The organism is Streptomyces yokosukanensis, from assembly GCF_001514035.1.
Classification (GTDB): domain Bacteria; phylum Actinomycetota; class Actinomycetes; order Streptomycetales; family Streptomycetaceae; genus Streptomyces; species Streptomyces yokosukanensis.
Genome location: NZ_KQ948218.1, coordinates 85,474 through 110,885 on the forward strand (window position 1 = coordinate 85,474; position 25,412 = coordinate 110,885).

The following is a 25,412-nucleotide window of genomic DNA, read 5'->3' on the forward strand; positions in this document are numbered from 1 at the left end:
TCCGTGGCAGACCTCGCCCGTTGGTGTGTCCGGCATCGGCTGATCGCCGTGCTGCTGTGGCTGATCGCCTTCGGTGGGGTCACCGCTGCCGCCGCTGCGGCCGGTGCGTCGTACTCGAACGACTACGAGGTCCCCGGCACCGAGTCCGGCCGTGCCACGCAGCTGCTCGAAGCGGGCTTCCCGGGCCTCGGCGGCGACAGCGACACCGTCGTCTGGCACACCGGCACCGGAACCGTCCGGGCCGCCGGCGTCGAACAGACCATGACCACCGCCCTGGACCGGATCGCCGCGCTGCCCGGCGTCGCCTCGGTGACCGGCCCCTACGGCGAGCGGGGCACGCACCGGATCAGCGCCGACGGCCACACGGCCTACGCCACCGTCACCTTCACCCGGCCCGCCGAGGACATCGGCGCGTCCGAGGCGCGGGCCGTGGTGCAGACCGCCAAGGCCGCCGAGCGCGACGGACTCCAGGTGGAGCTGGGCGGCAGCGCGATCGGGCTCACGGAGACCCCGCGCGAGCACACCGCCGAGCTGGTCGGCATCCTCGTCGCGGCCGTCGTGCTGTTCCTCGCCTTCGGTTCGCTCGCCGCCTCCGCCCTGCCGATCGCCACCGCGCTGGTCGGCGTCGGCACCGCCTACGCCGGCATCGGGCTGCTCGGACACGCCATGACGGTCGCCGACTTCGCGCCCATGCTCGGCATGCTGATCGGCCTCGGTGTCGGCATCGACTACGCGCTGTTCATCGTGACCCGGCACCGGCGCGGTCTGAAACGCGGCCTGAGCGTCACCGAGGCGGCCGTGAACGCCGTGGCCACCACCGGACGCGCGGTCGTGTTCGCGGGTGCGACGGTGTGCATAGCCCTGCTGGGGATGCTGACCCTGCGCCTGAGCTTCCTCAACGGGGTCGCCGTGGCCGCCTCGTTGACGGTCGTGCTCACCGTCGCCGCCTCGGTCACCCTGCTGCCCGCCCTGCTGTCCTGGCTCGGCCCCCGCGCCCTCAGCCGCCGCGAGCGGCGCCGGCTCGCCGAGCAGGGGCCGCGTCCTGAACTGCCCACCGGTCTCGCCGCCCGCTGGTCGGCGCTCGTCGAACGCCGCCCCAAGCTGCTGGCCGCGCTCGCCGTCGCCGTCATCGCCGTACTCGCCCTGCCGGCCCTCTCCCTCCACCTCGGCACCTCCGACCAGGGCAACGACCCGCGCACCGCCACCACCCGCAAGGCCTACGACCTGCTCGCCGAGGGCTTCGGACCCGGAGTGAACGGACCGCTCACGCTGGTCAGCCGGGTGAGCGACGGGGCCGACAGACTCGCCCTGGACAACCTCGACGAGACCCTGCGCGCCACCCGGGGCGTCGCCTCCGTCACCCCGGTCACCTACGCCGCCGGCGGCGGCACCGGCTACCTCACCGTCGTCCCCGACTCCGCGCCGCAGTCACAGGACACCAGCACCCTCGTGGACCGGCTGCGCACCGAGGTGCTGCCGCGCGCGCAGACCGGCACCTCCCTCGACATCCAGGTCGGCGGGGTCACCGCCGGCTACGACGACTTCGCGGATGTGATTGTCGGCAAACTGCCGCTGTTCGTGGGCGTCGTCATCGGGCTCGGCTGCCTCCTGCTCCTCGTCGCGTTCCGCTCGCTCGGCATCCCGCTGAAGGCCGCCGTGATGAACATCGCCGCCGTGGCCGCCGCGTTCGGTGTCGTCGTCGCCGTCTTCCAGTGGGGCTGGGGCAGCGAACTGCTCGGCCTCGGCCGGGCCGGACCCATCGAACCCTTCCTCCCCGTGATCATGGTGTCCGTCCTCTTCGGCCTCTCCATGGACTACCAGGTCTTCCTGGTCAGCCGCATGTACGAGGAGTGGCTGGAGACCGGCGACAACCGGCGCGCCGTGCGCGTCGGCCTCGCCGAGACCAGCCGGGTCATCAACTCCGCGGCGATCATCATGATCTCGGTCTTCCTCGCCTTCGTACTCAGCGGCGACCGCGTGATCGCCATGTTCGGCATCGCGCTGGCCTCCGCCGTCGCCCTGGACGCCTTCGTGCTGCGCACCCTGCTGGTGCCCGCGCTGATGCATCTGCTCGGCGCCGCCAACTGGTGGCTGCCCGGCTGGCTTAAGCGGCGGCTGCCCCGCGTCAGCATCGAGCCGCCGGAGTGCCGCGCCGCACATGAGAGTCTCGGGGAGGTCCCGGTGACAGAACTGCGGAAGGAAGAGCACCGCGATGTACGCGATATCCCTGGGTGACGACGGCGCCGAGCTGCGGCCCCTGGAGGTCTGGCACGCCGAGGAGGTCCTCGCCACGATCGACCGGGGCCGGGACTTCATCGGGCGGCACATCGGGCTGCCGGACGTCGTGGCCGACCTGGAGGGCGCCCGTTCCTGGGTGAAGTCGTACGCCGACCGGCGCGCCGTCGACGGCGGGAGCCTGCACGGCATCTGGCTCGACGGGACCCTGGTCGGCGGTGTGCTGTTCCGGGTGTGGGACACCGCGAGCGGAGTCTGCGAGGCCGGGTGCTGGCTGGAGCCGGCGGCGGCCGGGCGCGGACTGGTCGCACGGGGCATGCGGGTGCTGCTGGACTGGGCCTTCGAGGAGCGCGGCATGCACCGCGTGGAGTGGCACGTGTCCTGCGCCAACGAGCCCAGCATCAACGTGGCCCGGCGGCTCGGCATGACCCGCGAGGGCGTGCTCCGCGAGAACTTCCCGCACCGAGGCGTGCGCACCAGCACCGAGATCTGGTCCCTGCTCGCCCCGGAGTGGCGGGCGGCACGCGCGCGTACGGAGCACAACGATCATTGACGATCATTAAGGGACCTCTCAGACAGCGTCCGTACGGTGCCTCGCATGGCTACGAAGACAGAGGAAGGCGCCGAGGCGCGTACCGACGAGACGAGGGCGGACGCCCGAACCGCCGAGGAGCAGCGGGCAACCGGGACGAAGGACGCGACAGCGCCCGAAGCGGCAGCCGCAGAGGCCGAGACCGCTGAAGCGGCCCTTGAGGACGAGGCCGCCGGGGAGGACGCCGAGGCTTCGGAGCCGGAGGCCGAGGCGCCCTCCGGGGTCGGTCAGGGTGCCGGTGCCGTCGTCTCGGCCGCGCTGGGCCTCGTCTCGCTCAGCGGCGGCTGGATCGGAACCGTCGCGGGCGCCCGCGAGCAGCTCGTCGGCCAACTGCGGACCTCTTCCACGGCGAGCGTCGCCAGCCAGATCAAGGCGGTGTACGGCAACGCCTGGCACACCACCGCGCTGTGGGCCGGCCTGTTCGCGCTGGCCGCGCTGCTCACCGGCGTGGTCGTGCTCGCCCGCCCCTCCTTCGGCGCGCCCGGCCGCCCGCAGGCGCCCTGGATCAAGTCGGTCGCCTGGGCGGGCGTCTGGCTCGGTGTCATCGGCCTGCTGCTGGCCGTCCTGAAGTACTCCGACGCCCTGCTCGCCCTGCCCTCGGCCGGCTGAGAACCCGCAGGTCCCAGGGGCCTTAGGGAATCCATGAGCACCTTATGGACTCCCTGAGGCCCCTTACGCGCGCGTGCGGCCCCCGCACCGCCCGAAGATGCGGAACTCTCCCGATGCGGCACACCCCCCTGGGAGACGAAGGTGGAGTCATCGCAGAACGCGACGCACCACACCGACTCTCCTCGAAGGACACGCCGTGATCGAGTTCGAGTACCACAAGATGCGCTCCGCCCAGCTGATCCGCGAGGCCGAGGAGCAGCGCCTGGCCCGCGAGGTCGGCCGGGCCCGGCGCGCCGCCCGCCACGAGGCAGCCGGCCACGAGGGCCCGGCCGCCGAGTCCCATAGCGACCGATCCCGTCGGCACCGGATCCCGCGCACCGCGTGAACTCCGCGCCGGCGGACCGGGTCGGCGACGGCCCGGACGCCAGCCGTCCGGAAGGCGGCCGCACGGGGGTCGGCCGCCTTCCCCGCCAGGGTCGTACGAGCGTCCGCCGCGGTCGTACGACCCTCGCGTCCGTTCCGAATGCCGCTACGCCCCTCCCGGCCTCCGGTACGACGATCGCACCGGACCTGTGGAAAACCGCTGCCCCGCCACCCGGACCTCGTGCGATGCTCGGGCCCGTGGAGACCAGGTCCGTCAGTCCCGTGTTCGTCGGCCGCACCGACGAACTGCACACCCTGAACGACACGCTCGCCCGCGCCCGCGCCGGCGAGCCGCAGGCGCTGCTGCTCGGCGGCGAGGCGGGCGTCGGCAAGACCCGCCTCGTCGAGGAGTTCGCCACGGCCGCCGGCCGGCACGCGGTCGTCGCCGTCGGCGGCTGTGTGGAGATCGGCGCCGACGGGCTGCCGTTCGCCCCCTTCTCCACCGCCCTGCGCGCCCTGCGCGACGCCCTGCCCGAGGAGTTCGCCGCCGCCGCACGGGGACAGGAGGAGGAACTGGCCCGCCTCCTGCCCGACCTGGGCGAGGCCGGCGCCGGCCGCCATGACGAACAGGGCATGGCCCGCCTGTTCGAACTCACCGCCCGTCTGCTGGAGCAGGTCGCCGCGGAAAAGCCGGTCGTGCTGGTCCTGGAGGACCTGCACTGGGCCGACGCCTCCACCCGCCACCTCCTCGCCTACCTCTTCCGCACGCTGCGCGCCGGCCGGCTCCTCGTCCTCGCCAGCTACCGCTCCGACGACATCCACCGCCGCCACCCGCTGCGCCCCCTGCTCGCCGAACTCGACCGGCTGCGCACCGTCCGCCGCATCGAACTCGCCCGCTTCACCCGCGAGGAGGTCGGCCGCCAGATCGCCGGCATCCTCGCCGCCGAACCCGACCCCGCGCGCGTGGACCAGATCTTCGAACGCTCCGACGGCAACGCCTTCTTCGTCGAGGAACTCGCCGTCGCCGACTGCGACGGCAACTGCACCGGCCTCACCGACTCCCTGCGCGACCTGCTGCTGGTCCGCGTCGAGGCACTGCCCGAGAGCGCCCAGCGGGTCGCCCGGGTCGTCGCCGAGGGCGGCTCCACCGTGGAGTACCGACTGATCGCCGACGTCGCCGGGCTCACCGAGGACGACCTCATCGAGGCACTGCGGGCCGCCGTCGGCGCCAACATCCTCACCGCCACCGAGGCCGGCGACGGCTACCGCTTCCGGCACTCCCTGGTCCGCGAGGCCGTCGCCGACGACCTGCTGCCCGGTGAACGCTCCCGGCTCAACCGCCGCTACGCCGAAGCCCTGGAAGCCGACCCCACACTCGTGCGGGCCGACGCGCGCGTGATGCGGCTGGCCAGCTACTGGTACCACGCCCGGGACGCCGCCAAGGCCCTGCCCGCCGTCCTGGACGCCTCCGTCGTGGCCCGCCGCCGGCACGCCTACACCGAGCAACTCGGGCTCCTGGAGCGGGCGATGGAGCTGTGGGACAGCGCCCCGACGGAGGTCCGCTCCGTCCTGCGCCCGGTCGACTGCGCCGAGGTCTACCCGCCGTGCGGCTGCGACCCGGCCACCACCCCGCTGCGCTATCTCGACCTCATGGCCGAAGCCGCCGTCGCGGGCCGCTTCGGCGGCGAACGCGAACGCGCACTGAAGATCACCAAGCGGGCGCTGCGCCTCCTCGAGGACGACCCGGACCCCCTGCGCGCCGCCTGGTTCTGGGTCCAGCGCTCCCGGCTCGTCCAGGCCCAGGCCCGCGGCGACGGCTGGCAGGAACTGGCCACCGCCCAGGACCTGGTGCGCGGCCTGCCCCCGTCCGAGGTGCACGCCGAGGTGCTGGCCCTCGCCGCCAACTGGTCCATGGTGCACCGCCCCGGACCCGAGGCCTTCGCCGCCGCCGAGCGTGCCGTGGAGTACGCGCGCATGGTCGGCGCCCGCGACATCGAACTGCACGCCCGCCTCACCCTCGCCGGCCTCAAGGTGCACTCCGGCGACACCGAGACCGGCCTGGCGGAGATGCGCCAGGTGCTGCGGGACACGCTCGCGGAGGGCGTGCACGCCGTCGCGGGCCGCGCCTATGTGAACCTCCCCTCCGAGCTGCAGAGCGTCGGCCGCGACGGCGAGGCCGCCCCGCTCCTGCGCGAAGGCATCGTCTTCGCCCGCGCCTACGGCCTGATGGACTCCGAGGCCTGGATGCGGGGCAATCTGTCCGAGTCGCTCTACTCGCTCGGCCAGTGGACCGAGGCCGCCGAGGTCGCCACCCGGGCGACCGGCGTCGGCCACAGCGCCAAGCCCCGCGGCGCGGGTGCCCTGCGCCTGGCCCATCTCGCCCTGGCCCGCGGCGACCTCGCCGAGGCGGGCCGGCAGCTCGCCGCCGCCCGCGCCCACTGGGGCACCCACGACCCCATGCCCCAGCTGTCCCTGCCGCTGACCCGGGTCGCCCTCGGCGTCGCCGCCGAGGAGGGCCGCATCGCCGACGCCCGCGCCGAACTGCTCCGGGCCCTGGACGTCGGATTCCCACCCGGCACCCAGCGCTACGGATGGCCGCTGCTGCGGGCCGCCGCCACCGTGGAGGCCGAGGCCCGCACCCTGCCCGCCGCCCGGGCCGGCAGCGCCGAGATCCTCGACCGCCTTCGCGAGGCCGCACGGACACTGGCCACCGGCGCCCCGCTCTGGCAGGCCTACGACCACTGGACCCGCGCCGAACTGCGCCGCGCGCAGGGCATGGACACCGTCGACGACTGGTCGCCGGTCGTCACCGCCTTCGAGCACCTGGACCGCCCCTACCAGCTGGCCCGAGTCCGCCACCGCCTCGCCGCCGCACTCCTCGCCGTCGGCGGCGACGACGAACGCGACCGCGCGGTCGAACTGCTCCGGCTGGCCTCTGTGGTCGCCGTCCACCTCGACGCCCGGTCCCTCGCCGACGCCGTCACCCGGCTCGCCCAGCGCGCCCGCCTCACCCTGACCCGCACGCCCCGTGCGGCCCTCGCCTCCGCCGACCCGGCCGAGGCCCTCGGCCTCACCAGCCGGGAGCGGGACGTCCTGCGCCTGGTCTCGGCCGGCCGCACCAACCGTCAGATCGCCGAGGAGCTGTTCATCTCCCCGAAGACCGCGAGCGTCCACGTCTCCAACATCCTGGGCAAGCTCGGTGTCTCGGGCCGGGGTGAGGCGGCGGCGATGGCGCACCGGCTGGGGCTGTTCCCGGCCGAGACACTCCCCGCCGGAGCCACCCCCTAGACCCCACTCCTTCACCGGGGTGGCCGCGGGCCAGGTCCGCACTGCCGGAAAGCGCGGGCCGAGACCTACGCTGGAGAAAAGCCGCAAGGGGGAGAAAGCGGGGGAGGGGCCGTGTTCAACGCCTTCGAGGAACTGTTCGCGCCCGGCCGCAAGCACACCCGGGACGAGCAGAACCGTCTGGAACTGACCCGCGAGGACGTGGGGGACGCGGACCCGGGGCGCGGACCCATAGATCTGGCGTCCGGGAAGGCGGTCATACGCCTTTCCGGACCACCGCCCGCGGAGGACGCCCCGACGGACGGCCGGCAGGAGGGCGCCGACGAGGCGTGAGCGGTTCCGGTCGGGCGCTACCTCACCGCCACCTCCAGCACTCGGTCGTCCCCCTTCTCCGGGTGTCCCCGGCCGTCCGTGTTGCTGGTCACCAGCCACACCCGGTCGCCGCCCGCCGCGACCACCGTGCGCAGCCGGCCGCACCGTCCGCCGAGGAAGGCCTCGGGTGCCGCCGAGGCCTGCGTGCCCCGCAGCGGAACGCGCCACAGGCGCCGGCCCTTCAGCCCGGCCGTCCAGATCACGCCCTTGACCCAGGCGATGCCGCTGGGGGAGGCGTCGTCGGTGTGCCACTGGACCAGCGGGTTCTGGAAGGCGGCGTCGGAGGACCTGCCCTCGGCCCGCGGCCAGCCGTAGTTCCCGCCCGGCTTGATCGCGTTCAGCTCGTCCCAGGTGTCCTGACCGAACTCCGAGGCGAACAGGCGCTGCCGGTCGTCCCAGGCCAGGCCCTGGACATTGCGGTGGCCGTACGAGTACACCGGGGAGCCGGGGAAGGGGTTGCCCGGAGCCGGGTCGCCCTCCGGGGTCAGGCGCAGGATCTTGCCGCCCAGGGAATTCCGGTCCTGGGCCAGGCCGCGCCGGCCGCTTTCCCCGGTGCCCGCGTACAGCATTCCGTCCGGGCCGAACGCGATCCGGCCACCGTTGTGGATGCGGCCCTTGGGGATGCCCTTGAACACCGTGTCCGGAGCGCCCAGTTGCTCACCGGCCGGCTTTCGCTCGTCGTACAGCATGCGGACGATGCGGTTGTCCGAGGCGGAGGTGAAATAGGCGTAGATCATGTGGTCCGAGGAGTAGTCGGGGGAGAGGGCGATGCCCAGCAGACCGCCCTCGCCGGCCGGAGAGACCCCGGAGACCTGGCCCAGCACGGTCCTGCGGCCGGTCTTCTCGTCGATCCGGGTGATCGTCCCGTCGTCGCGCGAGGACACCAGCAGAGCGCCGCCGGGCAGTGGGGCCAGTCCCCACGGTGTCCTCAGACCCTCGGCCACGGTGCGCAGCACCTGCACCGAGCCCTTGGCGGGTGGAACCGGCTCGGTGGCCCGGCCCGAGGGGGCCGTGCCCGCGGCCGTCCCGGTGGGCGGCGTGCCCCCGGCGGCGCTCGGGGACACCCCTCCGTCGGAGGAGCAGCCGGCCGCGAGCAGGAGGGCGGCCACGGCCAACGCGGCCGGCACAGCTCGACGTTGCACGATCATGGTCCTTTCGAGGCGGTGGTCCAGCGGCAGGTGCTCTCTCTCATACACCTCCCGCCCCGCCCGGGTCCCCGTTCCGCCGCCACCGACTCCGCGAATCCCACGGTCCCGGCCGGTTCCAGCCCGTGCCGGTCGGCCCCCTCAGTCCCACGACCCCTGTGCCGCCGGCAGCCTGGACACCTCCGTCAGGTCCTCCTCGGTGAGGCGGACCTCGGCCGCCGCCGCGTTCTCCACGGCCCAGCGCTCCTGTTTCGTTCCCGGGAGGGCGATCACATGACGGCCCTGGGCCAGGACCCAGGCCAGGGCCACCTGAGCCGGGGTGACGCGCTCGCCGTGGCGGCGCGCGATCCGGCGCAGGCCCGCGACGATCGGCTGGTTGGCCGCCATCATCTCCGCGGTGAAGCGGGGGTGGCGGGCCCGGACGTCGTCGCGTTCGAAGCCCTCGCCGGGCGTCAGCGTGCCGGTCAGGAAGCCGTTGCCCAGCGGCATCGCCGCGAGGAAGCCCACGCCCCGTGCCGCGCACCACGGCAGCAGCGCCCGCAGGGCCTGCGACGACCACACCGACAGCTCCGCCTCCACGGCGGCCACCGGGAACACCTGCTGGACCCGCTGCAGCTGGCGCAGGGTGGTGTCGTGCATCCCGGTCCCGGAGCGGCGGCCACCGCGCGCGCCCACGGCGCACAGGCCGAGCGCCCGCACCTTGCCGGCCCGCACCAGCTCGGCCATCGCACCCCAGGTCTCCTCGACGGGGACCTCGGGGTCGGCGCGGTGCAGCTGGTAGAGGTCGATGACGTCCGTCTGCAGGCGCCGCAGCGAGGCGTCGCAGGCCCGCTTCACATAGCCGGGGCGGCCGTTGGCCACGATGTGCTGCTCGCCCACCAGCAGCCCGACCTTCGTGGACACGAAGGCGTCCGCGCGCCGTTCCTTGAGCACCCGGCCCAGGAGCAGCTCGTTGGTGAACGGGCCGTACATGTCCGCCGTGTCCAGGAGGGTCGAGCCCAGGTCCAGTGCCCGGTGCACGGTTCTGAGCGATGCGTCGCCGCGCTGCCGCGATCCGTTGTACGCCCAGCTCATCGGCATGCACCCGAGTCCGACCGCCCCCACCCCGAGCGCCCCCGCGCCGATCGTCCTGCGCTCCACCTGCTCGTGAACCTCCCTCTGCCCGGCCCCCAACCTAACCTCTGCACGCGCGCGTGCCCGACCGAGGGCCTGCTCGGCGGACCCGCGCCCGCACTCACCCGTGGTGGTCGGCCGGTGCGGACTTTCCCGGGGGCGGACCGACCGGATCCACCGGGCAGGCCATAGCCTCCATGCCATGACTGCAGACGTGTGGCTTCCCATAGAGCCGGAGGAGATCGACGGCCTTCCCGAAGGGCCCCGGTACCTGTTCTGGGACGGCGGCGAGGACGGCGACCAGCCCTATCCCGGCGACCCCGCCGACTGCGTCCTGTACGTGGTGCCGTACATGAAGCGGTTGTCGGTGCGGGTCCGTCCGCTGGGGCAGCTGACCAACGTCCGGGTCATCCAGACGCTCACGGCCGGCGTCGACGACGTCACCACGCGGCTGTCCTCGATCCCGCCCGGCGTCCAGCTGTGCAACGCGCGCGGGGTGCACGAGGCGAGCACCGCCGAACTCGCGCTCACCCTGACCCTCGCCTGCCTGCGCGGCATCCCCGGATTCGTCCGCGCCCAGCAACAGGAGCGCTGGGAGAGCGCGTTCCATCCCGCCCTCGCCGACAGGACCGTCCTCATCGTCGGCTACGGCTCGATCGGCGCCGCCATCGAGGACCGGCTCGTGCCCTTCGAACTCGCGCGGGTGGCGCGCGTCGCGCGCTCTGAGCGCACCACGGCGCGCGGTCCGGTGCACCCGCTCACCGAATTGCCCTCCCTGCTCCCGCACGCCGACGTCGTGATCCTGTCCACGCCCTTGACGCACGAGACAAGAGGGCTGGTGGACGCCGAGTTCCTCGCGCGGATGAAGGACGGTGCGCTGCTGGTCAATGTGGCGCGGGGCGGCGTCGTCGACACCAAGGCGCTGCTCGCGGAGCTGGAGAGCGGCCGTATCCGCGCGGCCCTCGACGTCACCGACCCCGAACCGCTGCCGCCCGGGCACCCGCTCTGGCAGGCCCCCGGCGTCCTCATCAGCCCGCACGTGGGCGGCCCCTCCTCGGCCTTCCTGCCGCGCGCCAAGCGGCTGCTCGTCGACCAGCTGACCCGGTTCGTGAACCACGAACCGCTGCGCAACGTGATCCTGACGACCGGGGCGTGATACTCCCGGGCGCCCGGCCTCGTTAGACCCGCAGGGAGCTCCGTCCGGCACCCTCCGCAACCTCTCGGACGCGGCCTGTGCCCGCATACTCGCTGGTCGTCACGGAGCGTAGAGAAGCTATGTCCCTGAGTGACGATCCTGGTGTATCGTCCCGACAGGGGCTGCGCCGCGAACTTTCGGCGCCGGGGATGGACATTTCAGATTTGTGAGGGGGGCGACGGGCGATGCACGGCCTATGGACGAACGATCCGACGCGGCGGAGCCGCCGACGGCGGCCCTTGCGCACCGCCGCGCGCAGGCGCGACCACCACACCAGTCATCACCAGCGGAGGCCGAGCGGCCGCAGGAGGCACACGCACCCAGCGCACCGGGACCGTCGGGACCCGGGGGCGGCGCGGACCGGGAGGCCCCGGTGAGCGCGCCGTCCTCGATGACGACCGCCCTCGACGCGGCGGTGCGCGCACCGCTCACACAGGAGGCGCCGCCGCCCCGCCGGCCGGTCGCCGGCGAGGGCACCCGCACGTTGGAGCAACTCGTTCTCGCCCTGGTCTGCGCGGCCTACGCCGTCGGGGCCGCGTTCGACTGGGGTGCGGGCGAAGTGGCACTGGTCATGGGCGATTTCGGGCTGAGCGCCGCGGCGGGCACCGCCGCCGTCTCGTGCTTCCTGTACGCCCGCAATCCGCGCGTCCGCTTCCGCTCGGCCTGGCTGCTGTTCGCCCTCTCCTCGGCGATGGCGGCCCTCGGCAACGCTGTCTGGGGGTGGTACGAGGTCGTCCTCGGGCGGGACGTGCCCAGCCCCTCCTACGCCGACCTGTTCTTCCTGTGCTTCGCACCGCCGGCCATCGTGGGCCTGCTGGTGCTCGCCAAGCGGCCGGTGACCAAGGCCGGCTGGATCTGCCTGGGGCTGGACGCCTGGCTGATCGGCGGCTCGCTGCTCACGCTGTCATGGAGCCTCGCGCTCGCCCAGGAGGCCCACTCCGGCGGACGGAGCGTGGCGCACACCGCGCTGTCGCTGGCGTACCCGCTGCTCGACATCGCGCTCGTCAGCATGGTGCTCGCGCTGCACTTCCGCCGCTCCCCGGGCAACCGCACCGCCGTGAACACGGCGATCGGCGCGCTCGCGCTCACGGTGATGTGCGACGCGCTGTTCACCTCGCCGCTGCTGCACAGCAGTTACCGCTCCGGGCAGCTGCTGGACGCGGGCTGGTTCGCCGGTTCGCTGCTCCTCGCCTACGCCCCCTGGGCCGCGCCGCGCGGCAGGGGAGCGCAGGACGCGCACGTGCCGGACGGGCACACGCGCGTGGTCCACGAGCACCTGCCGGGACAGCGCGGCACGGGCCACCAGCACGTGTCCGTGCCCGCCCCGGGAGGCGAGCACAGCCGGTACCCGTCCGGTCGGCCCCTCACCGGCTCCATCGCCGCACTCACCCCGTACCTCGCCGCCGCCGTGTGCACTCTGGGCATCCTCTACAACGTCCTCAACGGCCGCCGACCCGACCACGTGGTGCTGATCACCGCGGGCGCCGTCGTGCTCGCGCTCGTCATCCGCCAGGGCATCATGCTGCTGGACAACATCACCCTCACCCAGGAGCTGGCGCAGAAGGAGAACCACTTCCGCTCCCTGGTGCAGGGCTCCAGCGACGTGATCATGATCGCCGCACCCAACGGCGTCCTGCGGTACGTCTCCCCGGCCGCCGCCGGGGTCTACGGCCGGCCCGCCGAGGACCTGGTGGGCAGCGAACTGGCCAGTCTGATCCACCCGGAGGACCTGGGCTGTGTGGTGCACGAGGTGCGCCGCTTCCTCGCCGCCAGCCCACTGGAGGAACCCACCACTCGCATCGAGTGCCGCTTCCGGTCCGGTGGTGGGGGAGGCTGGCTCAACGTGGAGTCGACCGTCAACCGCCACCACGGCGGGCTGATCTTCAACAGCCGGGACGTGACCGAGAGAGTGCGCCTGCAGGCGCAGTTGCAGCACAACGCCGAGCACGACCCGCTGACCGACCTGCCCAACCGCGCGCTGTTCACGCGGCGCGTGCAGCAGGCCCTGTCCGGCCGCCGTGCCACCGACCGGGGCGCCGCCCTGCGCAACACGGCCGTGCTCTTCATCGACCTGGACGGCTTCAAGGCGGTCAACGACACGATCGGCCACCAGGCCGGGGACGAGCTGCTCGTCCAGGCCGCCCGCAGGCTCCAGGACGCGGTCCGGCACGGGGACACCGCGTCCCGGCTGGGCGGCGACGAGTTCGCGGCCCTGATCGTCGGGGACGGCACCCGTGACCGTGCCGCCCGGGAGCGGAACATCCTGGAGCTGGCCGACCGCCTCAGGCTGACCCTCTCCCAGCCGTACGCCATCGACGGCAGCGACGTCCGGGTCAACGCCTCCATCGGCGTCGCCTTCGCCGAACCGGGCCTCGGCGCGGGCGAGCTGCTGCGCAACGCCGACCTCGCGATGTACCGCGCGAAATCGGCCGGCAAGGGCCGGGTCGAGCTGTACAAGCCGCAGATGCAGCAGGACGTCGTACGCAAGGCGGAGCTGGCCACCCGGCTGCGCGCGGCGCTGCACGACGGCGAGTTCGCGCTGCTGCACCAGCCGGTGGTGTGCCTGGACGGCGGCGGGATCACGGCGGTCTCGGCGCAGGCGCGCTGGCGCTCCTCGCAGGGGGTGCTGTTCACCCCGGCCGAGTTCCTGCGGATGGCCGAGGACGGTGACAAGACCGCCGAGCTGGATCGCTGGATCCTCCAGGAGGCCGTCGAACAGGCCGCCGAGCGAGCGGCCACCGGGGTCGTCGTCCCGGTGACGGTACGCATGGGCGCCCGGCGGCTGCTGGACCGCTCCATGCCGCTGGGCTCGGTGGAGGCGCTGCTGACCCGGCACGGGCTGCCGCCCGGCGCGTTGGTCGTCGAGCTGTCCGAAGCCGATCCGCGGATCTCCCTGGAGGAGCTGGAGCGCAGGCTGACCGCGCTCAACCGGCTCGGGGTGCGGATCGCGCTGGACGGCTTCGGCAGCGGCTACGCGGCGATCACGGCCCTGCGAAGGCTCCCCGTCGACATCCTGAAGCTCGACCGCAGTCTGGTCGAGGGTGTCGTGGAGTCCGCGCGGCTGCACAAGATCACCAGTGGTCTGCTGCGGATCGCCGGCGATCTCGGGCTGCAGTCCGTGGCCGAGGGCGTGGACCTGCCGGAGCAGGTCGTCGCGCTGCGCGCGATGGGCTGCACACACGGGCAGGGCATGGCCTTCGCCGGGCCGCTGGACGAGTACCGGCTGCGCCGGGCGCTGGGGGCCGGCCACTACCCGGTGCCGCACGCACCGGCCGAACCGGCGTTCGCCGGCAGTCTCAGGGAGCCGCAGGGGCGCGCGGGGGTGTACACAGGGGGTGTCCCCGCTGTCCTGGGAGGCGGCAGTGCCCTTCGCTCACATTCTGAGACTCCTGTCCCACCCACTTGACACCTGGTGCGCGCCGGAGGGAGGGTCAGTTCCATGCGCACCCGAATTCTCGTACTTGGACAGCGCGTCGGCTGAGCTGGGACCCACCGGAGGACGATCCGGAATCCCCAGCGACCTCACCGGCGCGCTCCCCTCGCTTGCCTTTCGGCACGAGGGGTTTTTTGTTGCACGAGCACCGATCGTGCAGCGCTTGAACTCCGTACAAACCTCGCAAAAACCCTCAGCATCGAGAAGAGAATGCCGATGACCGAGCAGGCCACCGGGGCCCATCCGCAGCCGCGGCCCCGATCCGGAGGACATCAGTCCGCCCCCGTCGAGCACGTCACGGGTGCGCAGTCCCTCATCCGTTCCCTCGAGGAGGTCGGCGCGGACACGGTGTTCGGCATTCCCGGCGGCGCGATCCTGCCGGCGTACGACCCCCTGATGGACTCGACGCGGGTGCGCCACGTCCTGGTCCGCCACGAGCAGGGCGCCGGCCACGCGGCCACCGGCTACGCGCAGGCCACCGGCAAGGTCGGCGTCTGCATGGCCACCTCCGGACCGGGCGCCACCAACCTGGTCACGCCGATCGCCGACGCCCATATGGACTCCGTCCCGCTGGTCGCGATCACGGGCCAGGTGGCGTCGTCGTCCATCGGTACGGACGCCTTCCAGGAGGCGGACATCGTCGGCATCACCATGCCGATCACCAAGCACAACTTCCTCGTCACCAAGGCCGAGGACATCCCGCGGATCATCGCGCAGGCGTTCCACATCGCCTCCACCGGCCGCCCCGGCCCGGTCCTGGTCGACATCTCCAAGGACGCCCTCCAGGCGAGGACGACCTTCACCTGGCCGCCCACCATGGACCTGCCCGGCTACCGCCCGGTGACCAAGCCGCACGCCAAGCAGATCCGCGAGGCGGCCAAGCTGATCACCTCCGCCCGGCGGCCGGTCCTCTACGTCGGCGGCGGCGTCCTCAAGGCGCAGGCCACCGCCGAGCTGAAGGTCCTCGCCGAACTCACCGGAGCGCCCGTCACCACCACCCTGATGGCGCTCGGCGCATTCCCCGACAGCCACCCGCTGCACGTGGGGATGCCGGGCATGCACGGTGCGGTCACCGCCGTCACCGCGCTGCAGAAGGCCGACCTGATCGTCGCCCTCGGTGCCCGCTTCGACGACCGCGTCACCGGCAAGCTGGACAGCTTCGCCCCGTACGCCAAGATCGTCCACGCCGACATCGACCCGGCCGAGATCGGCAAGAACCGCGCCGCCGACGTGCCGATCGTCGGCGACGCCCGCGAGGTCATCGCCGACCTGGTCCAGGCCGTGCAGAAGGAGCACAGCGAGGGCCACCAGGGCGACTACACCGCCTGGTGGAGCGACCTGAACCGCTGGCGCGACACCTACCCGCTCGGCTACGACCAGCCCGAGGACGGCTCCCTGTCGCCCCAGCAGGTCATCGAGCGCATCGGGCGGCTCGCCCCCGAGGGCACGATCTTCGCGGCGGGCGTCGGCCAGCACCAGATGTGGGCCGCGCACTTCATCCAGTACGACAAGCCCGCCACCTGGCTCAACTCCGGCGGCGCGGGCACGATGGGCTACGCGGTCCCGGCCGCGATGGGTGCCAAGGCCGGCGCGCCGGACCAGACGGTCTGGGCGGTCGACGGCGACGGCTGCTTCCAGATGACCAATCAGGAACTGACCACCTGCGCCCTGAACAACATCCCGATCAAGGTCGCCATCATCAACAACGGCGCCCTCGGGATGGTCCGCCAGTGGCAGACCCTGTTCTACAACCAGCGCTACTCCAACACCGTGCTCCACAGCGGCCCGGAGGACGTCAACCCGGACGCGAAGGGCACGCGCGTGCCGGACTTCGTGAAGCTGTCCGAGGCGATGGGCTGTGTGGGCCTGCGCTGCGAGCGCCCGGAGGACCTGGACAAGGTCATCGAAGAGGCGAACTCCATCAACGACCGCCCGGTCGTCGTCGACTTCATCGTCCACGAGGACGCGATGGTGTGGCCGATGGTCGCCGCCGGTACCTCCAACGACGAGATCATGGCCGCCCGGGACGTCCGCCCCGACTTCGGCGACAACGAAGACGACTGACTTTCAACAGGCAAGGAAGAGCAGAACACCATGTCCAAGCACACGCTCTCCGTCCTGGTGGAGAACACGCCGGGCATCCTCGCCCGGATCGCCGCCCTGTTCTCGCGGCGCGGCTTCAACATCGACTCGCTCGCGGTCGGTGTCACCGAGCACCCCGACATCTCCCGCATCACCATCGTGGTGGGCGTCGAGGAACTCCCGCTGGAGCAGGTGACCAAGCAGCTCAACAAGCTGGTCAACGTGCTGAAGATCGTCGAGCTGGAGCCCGGCCAGGCCGTGCAGCGCGAACTCGTCCTGGTGAAGGTCCGTGCCGACAACGAGACCCGCTCCCAGATCGTCGAGATCGTCCAGCTGTTCCGCGCCAAGACCGTCGACGTCTCCCCGGAGGCCGTGACCATCGAGGCCACCGGTTCGAGTGACAAGCTGTCCGCCATGCTCAAGATGCTGGAGCCGTTCGGCATCAAGGAACTGGTGCAGTCCGGGACGATCGCGATCGGCCGCGGCGCCCGTTCGATCACCGACCGCTCGCTGCGCGCTCTCGACCGAACCGCGTAAAGCTGAAGTACGGCCGAATCCGGGTGGTCGGCGCGCCACCGGCCGCCCGGATGCCGAGACCCTGAGACCTCCCGTCCCCTCACCGGCATACGGTGGGACGCACAACCTGCACACCAAGGAGAGAACCCAAAGTGGCCGAGCTGTTCTACGACGCTGACGCCGACCTGTCCATCATCCAGGGCCGCAAGGTCGCGGTCATCGGCTACGGCAGCCAGGGCCACGCCCACGCGCTGTCGCTGCGTGACTCCGGTGTCGACGTCCGCGTCGGTCTGCACGAGGGCTCCAAGTCCAAGGCCAAGGCCGAGGAGCAGGGCCTGCGCGTGGTGACCCCGGCCGAGGCCGCCGCCGAGGCCGACGTCATCATGATCCTGGTCCCGGACCCGATCCAGGCCCAGGTCTACGAGGAGTCCATCGCCCCGAACCTGAAGGACGGCGACGCCCTGTTCTTCGGCCACGGCTTCAACATCCGCTTCGGCTTCATCAAGCCCCCGGCCGGCGTGGACGTCTGCATGGTCGCCCCGAAGGGCCCGGGCCACCTGGTCCGCCGCCAGTACGAGGAGGGGCGCGGTGTGCCCTGCATCGTCGCCGTCGAGCAGGACGCCTCCGGTGGCGCCTTCGGTCTCGCCCTGTCCTACGCCAAGGGCATCGGCGGCACCCGTGCCGGCGTCATCAAGACGACCTTCACCGAGGAGACCGAGACCGACCTCTTCGGCGAGCAGGCCGTCCTCTGCGGTGGTACGGCCGCGCTGGTCAAGGCGGGCTTCGAGACCCTGACCGAGGCCGGCTACCAGCCGGAGATCGCCTACTTCGAGTGCCTGCACGAGCTGAAGCTGATCGTGGACCTCATGTACGAGGGCGGCCTGGAGAAGATGCGCTGGTCCATCTCCGAGACCGCCGAGTGGGGCGACTACGTCACGGGCCCGCGCATCATCACCGACGCCACCAAGGCCGAGATGAAGAAGGTCCTCGCCGAGATCCAGGACGGCTCGTTCGCCCAGAACTGGATGGACGAGTACCACGGTGGTCTGAAGAAGTACAACGAGTACAAGCAGCAGGACTCCGAGCACCTGCTGGAGACCACGGGCAAGCAGCTCCGCAAGCTGATGAGCTGGGTGAACGAGGAGGCGTAAGCCTCATGCCGGGGGCCGGAGCGCACTGCTCCGGCCCCCGACGCCCGTCTGTTGTCCACCTCGTCCAGCACCGGACGGGTGATCCTTCCGCAGTGGAGCAGGACGGCGCCCACCGCGCCACTACACTGCTGCACAACACGCGTCAGGCCCACAGCGTCGTGCGTCTTCCGCGGCTAGCCCCCCTCCTCCGCCTGCGGCCGTCGGGACGGCCGTCCGCATGCACTGGACTTGTGAGGACCTCACGTGAGCTCGAAACCCGTCGTACTCATCGCTGAAGAGCTGTCGCCCGCGACCGTGGACGCACTCGGCCCGGACTTCGAGATCCGGCACACCAACGGAGCGGACCGAGCCGAACTGCTCCCCGCCCTCGCCGATGTCGACGCGATCCTGATCCGATCGGCCACCAAGGTCGACGCCGAGGCCATCGCCGCCGCCAAGAAGCTCAAGGTCGTCGCGCGCGCCGGCGTCGGCCTGGACAACGTCGACGTCTCCGCCGCCACCAAGGCCGGCGTGATGGTCGTGAACGCGCCGACCTCCAACATCGTGACCGCCGCCGAGCTGGCCTGCGGTCTGATCCTCGCCACCGCCCGCAACATCCCGCAGGCCAACGCCGCGCTGAAGAACGGCGAGTGGAAGCGCAGCAAGTACACGGGCGTCGAGCTGGCCGAGAAGACCCTCGGTGTCGTCGGCCTCGGCCGTATCGGCGCCCTGGTCGCCCAGCGGATGTCCGCCTTCGGCATGAAGGTCGTCGCCTACGACCCCTATGTCCAGCCCGCGCGGGCCGCGCAGATGGGCGTGAAGGTGCTGTCCCTGGACGAGCTGCTCGAGGTCTCCGACTTCATCACCGTCCACCTGCCCAAGACCCCCGAGACCCTCGGCCTGATCGGCGACGAGGCGCTGCGCAAGGTCAAGCCGAACGTGCGCGTCGTCAACGCCGCCCGCGGCGGCATCGTCGACGAGGAGGCGCTGTACGCGGCGCTGAAGGAGGGCCGGGTCGCCGGCGCCGGTCTCGACGTGTACGCGCAGGAGCCGTGCACCGACTCCCCGCTGTTCGAGCTGGACGAGGTCGTGTGCACCCCGCACCTCGGCGCCTCCACCGACGAGGCCCAGGAGAAGGCCGGCATCGCGGTCGCCAAGTCCGTGCGCCTCGCCCTCGCCGGCGAGCTGGTCCCGGACGCCGTCAACGTCCAGGGCGGTGTCATCGCCGAGGACGTCAAGCCCGGTCTGCCGCTCGCCGAGCGCCTCGGCCGTATCTTCACGGCGCTCGCGGGCGAGGTCGCGCACCGTCTCGACGTCGAGGTCTACGGCGAGATCACCCAGCACGATGTGAAGGTGCTGGAACTGTCCGCGCTCAAGGGCGTCTTCGAGGACGTCGTCGCCGAGACGGTGTCGTACGTCAACGCCCCGCTGTTCGCGCAGGAGCGCGGCGTCGAGGTGCGGCTGACCACCAGCTCCGAGTCGGGCGAGCACCGCAACGTGGTCACCGTGCGCGGCACGCTCGCGGGCGGCGAGGAGGTGTCGGTCTCCGGCACGCTGGCCGGACCGAAGCACGTCCAGAAGATCGTCGCGGTCGGTGACTACGACGTCGACCTCGCGCTCGCCGACCACATGGTCGTCCTGCGCTACGAGGACCGTCCCGGTGTCGTCGGCACCGTCGGCCGCATCCTCGGCGAGGCGGGCATCAACATCGCCGGCATGCAGGTCGCTCGCGCGGACGTGGGTGGCGAGGCGCTGGCCGTGCTCACCGTCGACGACACGGTGGCCGCCGCTGTGCTGGCCGAGGTCGCCTCCGAGATCGGTGCGACGTCCGCCCGCTCGGTCAACCTGGTCTGATCGCCCTTCAGCCCTTCAGCCCACCCGGCTCGGTCGGCTGAAGGGCTGGGCCCCTGCTCGAACTCCCCCAGAGGGGGACAACGCCGGACGGGCTGACTTTCGTCAGCCCGTCCGGCGTTCTTCTGCGCCCTGCTACGCGTCCCTGACCTCGATCCTGCGCAGGGTCAGCGCCGCGCCCACCGCGGCCACCGCGAGGATGACCGCCCCGGCGATCGCCGCGCCGTTCATCCCGGTGGTGAACGCCTCCCGGGCCGTGACGAGGAGGGACCGGCTCGCCCCGGCGGGCAGCCGGTCGGCCGTGGCGAGAGCGCCGCCGAGGGTCTCGCGGGCCCCGGCCGGGGCGGTGGCCGGCATCTCGTGGCGGTAGAGCGCCGTACCGACGGAGCCCAGGACCGCCATGCCGAAGGCGCCGCCGAACTCGGTGCTGGTCTCGATCAGCGAGCCGGCCGTGCCCGCCCGCTCCACCGGGGCGTTGCTCATCGCCAGGTCCACCAGCTGGGACGAGATGGCGACCATCCCGCAGGCGAGGACGCCGGCCCCGGCCAGCAGCAGCCACAGCGAGTCGGTGCCGAGGAGGGCGAGCATCGAGAAGCCGCCCGCCATGGCCGCGAAGCCGCCGGCGACGACGTACCCCCGGTTGGCGCCCCGCTGGACGAGCTGTGCGGTGATCGGGCCGGCGAGGCCGATGAACACCGAGGGCAGCAGGCTCCACAGGGCTGCCGACAGCGGGCTCTTGCCGAGGACCGACTGCAGATACTGCGTGGTGTAGATGGCCGAACCCATCATGCCGAGGGCGGCGACGAGGTTCAGCACCAGCGCCGGGGCGAAGCCGCGGCCCTTCACCAGGGCCGGCGGGATCAGCGGGGAGGCCGCGGTGCGCTGGCGCTGCACGAACAGGACCGCGAAGAGCAGGCCGACGGCGATCGAGACGACGTACAGCGGGTGCCAGCCCTCGGACGGGATCTCCTTCAGGCCGTAGATCACGGGGAGCACGGCGGCCATCGACAGCGGGACGCTCAGCCAGTCGAAGCGGCCCGGGTTCGGGTCCTTCGACTCCGGCAGCAGCACCGGGCCGAGGAGCAGCAGCAGCGCCATCGCGGGCAGGTTGACCAGGAAGACCGAGCCCCACCAGAAGTGCTCGACGAGGATGCCGCTCATCACGGAGCCGAGCGCCAGACCGCCGGTCATCACACCGGACCACAGGCCGATCGCCTTCGTCCGCTGGGAGGGGTCGGTGAACATCGTGCGCAGCAGCGCCATCGTGGAGGGCATCAGGGTCGCGCCGCCGATGCCGAGGACCGCGCGGGCCGCGATCAGGGTGCCGGCGCTGTCCGCGTAGGCCGCGAGGAGCGAGGCTCCGCCGAAGGCGACGGCGCCCATGATCAGCAGCTTGCGGCGGCCGATGCGGTCGCCGAGCGAGCCCATCGTCATCAGGAGGCCGGCCAGCACGAAGGCGTAGATGTCGTAGATCCACAGCTGCTGGGTGCCGCTCGGGTGCAGGTCCGTGCTGATCGCGGGCGTCGCGAAGTACAGGACGGAGACGTCCATCGAGACCAGCATCAGCGGCAGCATCAGCACGCCGAGTGCGGTCCACTCGCGGCGCCCGGCGCGGGTGGGGACGGCGCGGTCGGCGCCGACGGAGTCGGTGGTGCTCGTCGAGTTCGTCATGCCGGGAAATGTACGCGCGTCTTAAACGCTTGTCTAGAACGACTGTATAAGCCATGCGTCTAGGACGCTCGTATGGATCGCGGGGTAGGGTGACGGACATGGGACACCGTGAGGATCTGCTCGAAGGCGCCAAACGCTGCCTGCTGGAGAAGGGCTTCGCGCGCACCACCGCGCGCGACATCGTCAAGGCCTCGGGGACCAACCTGGCCTCCATCGGCTACCACTACGGGTCGAAGGACGCGCTCCTCGCGCAGGCCTACATCGCGATGGTGGAGAACATGTCCGACGCCTTCGACGGGGGCGGCGCCGCCGTGATCGAGGGCGCCCCCGGTTCGCTGGAGCGCTTCCGTCAGGTGTGGTCCAACATCGTCGGCACCATGCGGGAGCCGAACTCGATGTGGCGCCTCAGCATGGAGGTCATGACCATCGACATGCCCGAGGTGCGCGGGCATCTGGCCCAGGCCCAGCGCGAGGGCGGGCGCGGGCTCGTCGCCATCCTCCAGGGCGTGCCCGAGGAGGAGGTCTCCGACGAGACGGCCGACACCCTCGGCCGCTTCTACATGACGCTGATGACCGGCCTCATCGCACAGTGGACGTTCGACGCGAAGACCGCCCCGGACGGCGACGCGCTCACCGAGGGGCTGCGGCAGATCGTCGAAGGCGCCGCGGCGCATGCGCAGGGGGCCGCGAAGAGCTGATCAGGGCCGGCGCCCCCCGTGTGTGCCCATGCCCCCGGATCGCTCCCGGGTACGTCGACGAGCGGATTGCGGTCGGCGGTGGGGCGGGGGAGATTGGCTTCATGTCCGACGCCGAGGTGGCGGTACTGATCGTCGGCGGCGGCCCGGTCGGGCTCACCGCGCGGGCCCTGCTGGAGCAGTGGGGCGTACGGGCCCTGCTGGTCGAGAAACACGGGGAGTTGTCGCCCTTCCCCCGGTCCCGGCTGGTCAACGTGCGCTCGATGGAGATCTTCCGCGGGCTCGGGCTCGCCGACCGCATCACCGCCCGCGCGTTCGCGCCCCGGTACGCCCGCGTCCGCTTCCGCGACACCCTGAACGGCGCCGACTTCGCCTCGGCGTCGATGGTCGGGGTGCACGCGCCCGTGCCGGAGAGCCCCGCGCTCGGCGTGGTCACCTCGCAGGACCGGCTGGAACCCGTCCTGCTGGACGCGGCGGACGCGCCGGTGCGGTTCGGGGCCGAACTCGTCGCGCTGGCCGAGGAGGACGACGCGGTCGTCGCGCGGCTCGCCGACCACCGGACCGGTGCCGAGCGGCGGATCCGCGCCCGGTACGTCCTCGCCGCCGACGGCGCGCACTCCACCGTGCGGCGGCTGCTGGGCATCGGCACCACGGGTCCGGGCGCGCTCGGGGGTGTCACCACCGTGGTGTTCGACGCCGACCTCGACCGCTGGTGCGCCCCGCAGCCCGCCGGGGTCTACTTCACCGCGCACGGCTCCTTCATGCCGCTCTACCCCGAGGGCGGCTGGGCGTGGTTCGGCCCCACGCCCGAGGACGCCGAGGGCGCCGACTGGGGCGACGTCGTCGCGCACGCCCTCGGCCCCGGTGCCGGTGTACGGCCCGATGTGCTGCGCGTCCAGCACTGGGTGATGGACGCCTTCGTCGCCGAACGCCTGCGGCACGGCCGGATCCTGCTGGCCGGCGATGCCGCGCACGCGGTTCCCGTCATCGGCGGACTCGGCATGAACGCCGGCGTGGCCGACGTGCACAACCTGTGCTGGAAACTGGCGGGCGTGCTCCAGGGCTGGGCCGGACCGGGACTGCCGGCCACCTACGAGCCGGAGCGGCACCCCGTCGCCCGCGAGACACTCCGCCAGGCGGTGGCCAACGCCCAGCTGCTGCGCGGGGTCCAGCGTCGCAGGCTCGAACAGCTGCGGGCGGGCGAGTCGGCGCCGGAGCAGGTCGAACTGCCGTGGACGGACCGGTACTTCGCCCAACTCGGCCTGGCGCTGGGCGTCGTCTACCGCTCCGCCGCCGTGCTCCTCGGGGACGACGACCCGCCCGAGCCGCCCGCCCCCGGCACCGACTACGTGCCCACCGTGGCGCCGGGCCACCGCCTCCCCCACCGCCGGCTCGCCGACGACCGCTCCACGCTGGACGCCGTCGGCGCATGGTTCACCCTGCTCACCCCGGACCCCGCCGCCTGGGTGCCCGGCGCCGCCGTGCCCGTGCCGCTGCGCGTCGAACCGCTGGCCCGCGAACACACCGAGCCCTACGGCCTCGGCCCGGGCGGTGCCCTGCTCGTCCGGCCGGACGGTCACATCGCCGCCCGCTGGCCCGGTGCCCCGCCGGCCGCCACGACCCTCCCCGACGCCCTCGCCGCGCTCACCGGCCGGCCCGCCGACTGACCCCGAGCGCGGAGGCCGAGGCCCTACAGCCGCGCCCGCTTCAGCGCCATGTGCAGCAGCAGGCGGTCCTCGCCGTCGTCGAGGTCCAGGCCGGTCAGCTGCTCGACCCGGGAGAGCCGGTAGTACAGGGTCTGCCGGTGGATGCCGAGTTCGGCGGCCGCGCGGCCGGCCTGCCCCGCGCGGTCGAGGTAGACCTCGGCGGTGCGGGCCAGCTCCCGATGGGTGGGGGAGAGGAGCGCGCCGACCACGGGATCGTGCGCGGCCCGCGGCGGCAGCGCGGTCAGCAGCCGGTACGGTCCGATGCCCGCCCACTGGGCGACCGGCCCGAGCCGCGGCTCGGCCAGCGCGGCCCGCGCGGCGGCGGACGCCTCCTGCCACACCGTCCCCAGATCGGCGAGACCCGCGCGAGGCTCGCCGACTCCGGCGGCGTGCGCGACGGCGGCGGCCCGGCCGGGCTCGGTCAGTCCCGCGGCGGCCGCCGCGGCCACGCGGGCCCCGGCGCCGCGCGTCGCGCCCGTCCGCGCACCCTCGGCCGCCTTCAGCAGTCGCAGCGCCGCCGCCTGTGCGGGGGCGCTCACCTCCGTGGACCGCAGTCGCACCAGCAGCGCGAGGCTCTGCCCCGAATCCTCCACCGTTCGAGGAGCGGTGGAGGTGCCCGCCGTCCACGGAAGCGTGCACAGCGCCGCGGCATGGGGGATCGTCCGGGCGGCCGGGGCGTCGTCCGGGTCGGCCGACGGCCAGGGGGCGACGCACACCAGGGTGAGGGGGCCGTCGGCGCGCGGGCCGAGCGCGACACGCAGTTCGGCCACCGCCATGTCCCGCTGCCAGCCGCGCTCCGCGGTGAGCACCGCCCGCAGCTCCCGGCTCAGTCCGGCCCCGGCCTCCGCCTCGTCCGCGAGCAGCGCGCCGATCCGGCCGGCCACCTCCAGCGCGGCGGCCAGCTGGGCGTCCGTCGGCCCCGGATCGCCGTCCAGCAGCCAGACGTAGCCGAGCACCACACCCCGATGGCGTACCGGGAGGCAGATCCGGCCGCGGTAGACCCCGGCCTCAAGGCTCGGCGGGATCCGCACCGGGCCGCTCGCGCGGGTGATGCCGAAGCCCTCGAACCAGGCCCGGACCGTCGCCGTGGAGCGCCGGGTCAGGATCGAGCGGGTGCGCACCGGGTCCAGGGCCATGGGATCCAGCTCGTCCTCGCTGTCGTACGCACCGAAGGCGATCAGCTCGAAGTCGCGGTTCTCCAGGGTCGCCGGTACGCCCAGCAACTCCGAGATCTCGTCGACCAGCTCTTGGTAGTCACCCTTGAAAGCCTTGAAATCCGCCGCCACTCGGGCATTCTCCCTCATTTTCCGGGCGTCTTCATACATCTGTCTGAGATCCAGGGCACGGATGCGTGACAGCTGTCGATGGCTCAGGATCGGAGAGATCCTTAGGTTTCACGGTGGTTCTCCGTGCCGTACC

The 25,412-nt window shown here is 72.5% G+C and carries 18 protein-coding genes; 14 read left to right on the forward strand and 4 right to left on the reverse strand.

Going from position 1 to position 25,412, the window contains the following annotated elements; all coding sequences use genetic code 11:
• The first annotated feature begins 3 nt into the window (after positions 1 to 3).
• The 6 genes from AQI95_RS29575 (at position 4) to AQI95_RS29600 (ending at position 7,417) form a co-directional block, all read left to right on the forward strand.
• A complete protein-coding gene (locus AQI95_RS29575) occupies positions 4 to 2,235 on the forward strand; it encodes an MMPL family transporter (RefSeq protein WP_067130541.1) in 2,232 nt (743 codons plus the stop codon).
• On the forward strand, positions 2,213 to 2,788 hold the full coding sequence (locus AQI95_RS29580; RefSeq protein WP_067130544.1) for a GNAT family N-acetyltransferase: 576 nt from the start codon (positions 2,213 to 2,215) through the stop codon (positions 2,786 to 2,788). Before AQI95_RS29575 ends, AQI95_RS29580 begins: the two co-directional genes overlap by 23 nt.
• 45 nt (positions 2,789 to 2,833) lie before the next feature.
• Positions 2,834 to 3,436: a hypothetical protein gene (locus tag AQI95_RS29585; protein ID WP_067130547.1), complete on the forward strand. Its 603-nt coding sequence runs from the start codon at positions 2,834 to 2,836 to the stop codon at positions 3,434 to 3,436.
• 196 nt (positions 3,437 to 3,632) lie between these two features.
• Positions 3,633 to 3,821 carry a hypothetical protein gene (locus AQI95_RS29590; RefSeq protein ID WP_067130550.1) on the forward strand — a complete coding sequence of 63 codons (189 nt, stop codon included), beginning with the start codon at positions 3,633 to 3,635 and terminating at the stop codon, positions 3,819 to 3,821.
• Positions 3,822 to 4,045: 224 nt separating this feature from the next.
• On the forward strand, positions 4,046 to 7,087 hold the full coding sequence (locus AQI95_RS29595; protein ID WP_107121786.1) for a helix-turn-helix transcriptional regulator: 3,042 nt from the start codon (positions 4,046 to 4,048) through the stop codon (positions 7,085 to 7,087).
• 111 nt (positions 7,088 to 7,198) lie between these two features.
• Positions 7,199 to 7,417 (forward strand): DUF6191 domain-containing protein, encoded by a 219-nt coding sequence (locus AQI95_RS29600; protein WP_067130553.1) that lies wholly within the window; start codon positions 7,199 to 7,201, stop codon positions 7,415 to 7,417.
• Positions 7,418 to 7,434: 17 nt separating this feature from the next.
• On the opposite strand, the gene AQI95_RS29605 is transcribed toward AQI95_RS29600, so the two are convergent.
• Complete coding sequence (locus AQI95_RS29605) at positions 7,435 to 8,604, reverse strand: PQQ-dependent sugar dehydrogenase (protein ID WP_107121787.1); 1,170 nt, start codon at positions 8,602 to 8,604, stop codon at positions 7,435 to 7,437.
• 138 nt (positions 8,605 to 8,742) lie between these two features.
• Positions 8,743 to 9,741, reverse strand: a complete 999-nt coding sequence (locus AQI95_RS29610) for an aldo/keto reductase (protein WP_067130559.1) — start codon at positions 9,739 to 9,741, stop codon at positions 8,743 to 8,745.
• A gap of 175 nt (positions 9,742 to 9,916) precedes the next feature.
• Between AQI95_RS29610 and AQI95_RS29615 the strand changes: the two genes are divergently transcribed.
• The 6 genes from AQI95_RS29615 to serA all read left to right on the forward strand — a co-directional run bounded on the left by AQI95_RS29615 (position 9,917) and on the right by serA (position 19,924).
• A complete protein-coding gene (locus AQI95_RS29615; protein WP_208614294.1) occupies positions 9,917 to 10,870 on the forward strand; it encodes a 2-hydroxyacid dehydrogenase in 954 nt (317 codons plus the stop codon).
• A 412-nt stretch (positions 10,871 to 11,282) separates the two neighbouring features.
• On the forward strand, positions 11,283 to 14,315 hold the full coding sequence (locus AQI95_RS29620) for a putative bifunctional diguanylate cyclase/phosphodiesterase (protein WP_067130565.1): 3,033 nt from the start codon (positions 11,283 to 11,285) through the stop codon (positions 14,313 to 14,315).
• 243 nt (positions 14,316 to 14,558) lie between these two features.
• Positions 14,559 to 16,406 carry an acetolactate synthase large subunit gene (locus tag AQI95_RS29625; RefSeq protein ID WP_208614295.1) on the forward strand — a complete coding sequence of 616 codons (1,848 nt, stop codon included), beginning with the start codon at positions 14,559 to 14,561 and terminating at the stop codon, positions 16,404 to 16,406.
• 30 nt (positions 16,407 to 16,436) lie between these two features.
• Entirely contained in the window at positions 16,437 to 16,961 is a 525-nt protein-coding gene (gene ilvN / locus AQI95_RS29630) for an acetolactate synthase small subunit (protein ID WP_067130571.1), read from the forward strand.
• 131 nt (positions 16,962 to 17,092) lie between these two features.
• On the forward strand, positions 17,093 to 18,091 hold the full coding sequence (ilvC, locus tag AQI95_RS29635; RefSeq protein WP_067130574.1) for a ketol-acid reductoisomerase: 999 nt from the start codon (positions 17,093 to 17,095) through the stop codon (positions 18,089 to 18,091).
• A gap of 243 nt (positions 18,092 to 18,334) precedes the next feature.
• Positions 18,335 to 19,924 (forward strand): phosphoglycerate dehydrogenase, encoded by a 1,590-nt coding sequence (gene serA, locus AQI95_RS29640; RefSeq protein ID WP_067130577.1) that lies wholly within the window; start codon positions 18,335 to 18,337, stop codon positions 19,922 to 19,924.
• A gap of 132 nt (positions 19,925 to 20,056) precedes the next feature.
• Here serA and AQI95_RS29645 read toward each other — a convergent pair whose 3' ends face one another.
• Positions 20,057 to 21,592 (reverse strand): MFS transporter, encoded by a 1,536-nt coding sequence (locus AQI95_RS29645; protein WP_067130580.1) that lies wholly within the window; start codon positions 21,590 to 21,592, stop codon positions 20,057 to 20,059.
• 98 nt (positions 21,593 to 21,690) lie between these two features.
• On the opposite strand from AQI95_RS29645, the gene AQI95_RS29650 reads away from it, so the two are divergent.
• Together AQI95_RS29650 and AQI95_RS29655 are read left to right on the forward strand one after the other, a co-directional pair.
• On the forward strand, positions 21,691 to 22,290 hold the full coding sequence (locus AQI95_RS29650; RefSeq protein WP_067130583.1) for a TetR/AcrR family transcriptional regulator: 600 nt from the start codon (positions 21,691 to 21,693) through the stop codon (positions 22,288 to 22,290).
• 101 nt (positions 22,291 to 22,391) lie between these two features.
• On the forward strand, positions 22,392 to 23,954 hold the full coding sequence (locus AQI95_RS29655) for an FAD-dependent monooxygenase (RefSeq protein ID WP_067130586.1): 1,563 nt from the start codon (positions 22,392 to 22,394) through the stop codon (positions 23,952 to 23,954).
• Positions 23,955 to 23,977: 23 nt separating this feature from the next.
• Here AQI95_RS29655 and AQI95_RS29660 read toward each other — a convergent pair whose 3' ends face one another.
• A complete protein-coding gene (locus tag AQI95_RS29660; RefSeq protein WP_208614296.1) occupies positions 23,978 to 25,318 on the reverse strand; it encodes a PucR family transcriptional regulator in 1,341 nt (446 codons plus the stop codon).
• Positions 25,319 to 25,412: the final 94 nt, after the last annotated feature.

What these genes read in the sequence shown, in the direction of transcription:
- AQI95_RS29580 (WP_067130544.1), top strand. Translation starts at nt 2,213, where the DNA reads ATGTACGCGATATCCCTGGGTGACGACGGCGCCGAGCTGCGGCCCCTG.
- AQI95_RS29585 (WP_067130547.1), top strand. Translation starts at nt 2,834, where the DNA reads ATGGCTACGAAGACAGAGGAAGGCGCCGAGGCGCGTACCGACGAGACG.
- AQI95_RS29595 (WP_107121786.1), top strand. Translation starts at nt 4,046, where the DNA reads ATGCTCGGGCCCGTGGAGACCAGGTCCGTCAGTCCCGTGTTCGTCGGC.
- AQI95_RS29605 (WP_107121787.1), bottom strand. Translation starts at nt 8,604, where the DNA reads ATGATCGTGCAACGTCGAGCTGTGCCGGCCGCGTTGGCCGTGGCCGCC.
- AQI95_RS29615 (WP_208614294.1), top strand. Translation starts at nt 9,917, where the DNA reads ATGACTGCAGACGTGTGGCTTCCCATAGAGCCGGAGGAGATCGACGGC.
- AQI95_RS29625 (WP_208614295.1), top strand. Translation starts at nt 14,559, where the DNA reads ATGACCGAGCAGGCCACCGGGGCCCATCCGCAGCCGCGGCCCCGATCC.
- ilvN (WP_067130571.1), top strand. Translation starts at nt 16,437, where the DNA reads ATGTCCAAGCACACGCTCTCCGTCCTGGTGGAGAACACGCCGGGCATC.
- AQI95_RS29645 (WP_067130580.1), bottom strand. Translation starts at nt 21,592, where the DNA reads ATGACGAACTCGACGAGCACCACCGACTCCGTCGGCGCCGACCGCGCC.
- AQI95_RS29650 (WP_067130583.1), top strand. Translation starts at nt 21,691, where the DNA reads ATGGGACACCGTGAGGATCTGCTCGAAGGCGCCAAACGCTGCCTGCTG.
- AQI95_RS29655 (WP_067130586.1), top strand. Translation starts at nt 22,392, where the DNA reads ATGTCCGACGCCGAGGTGGCGGTACTGATCGTCGGCGGCGGCCCGGTC.
- AQI95_RS29660 (WP_208614296.1), bottom strand. Translation starts at nt 25,318, where the DNA reads ATGTATGAAGACGCCCGGAAAATGAGGGAGAATGCCCGAGTGGCGGCG.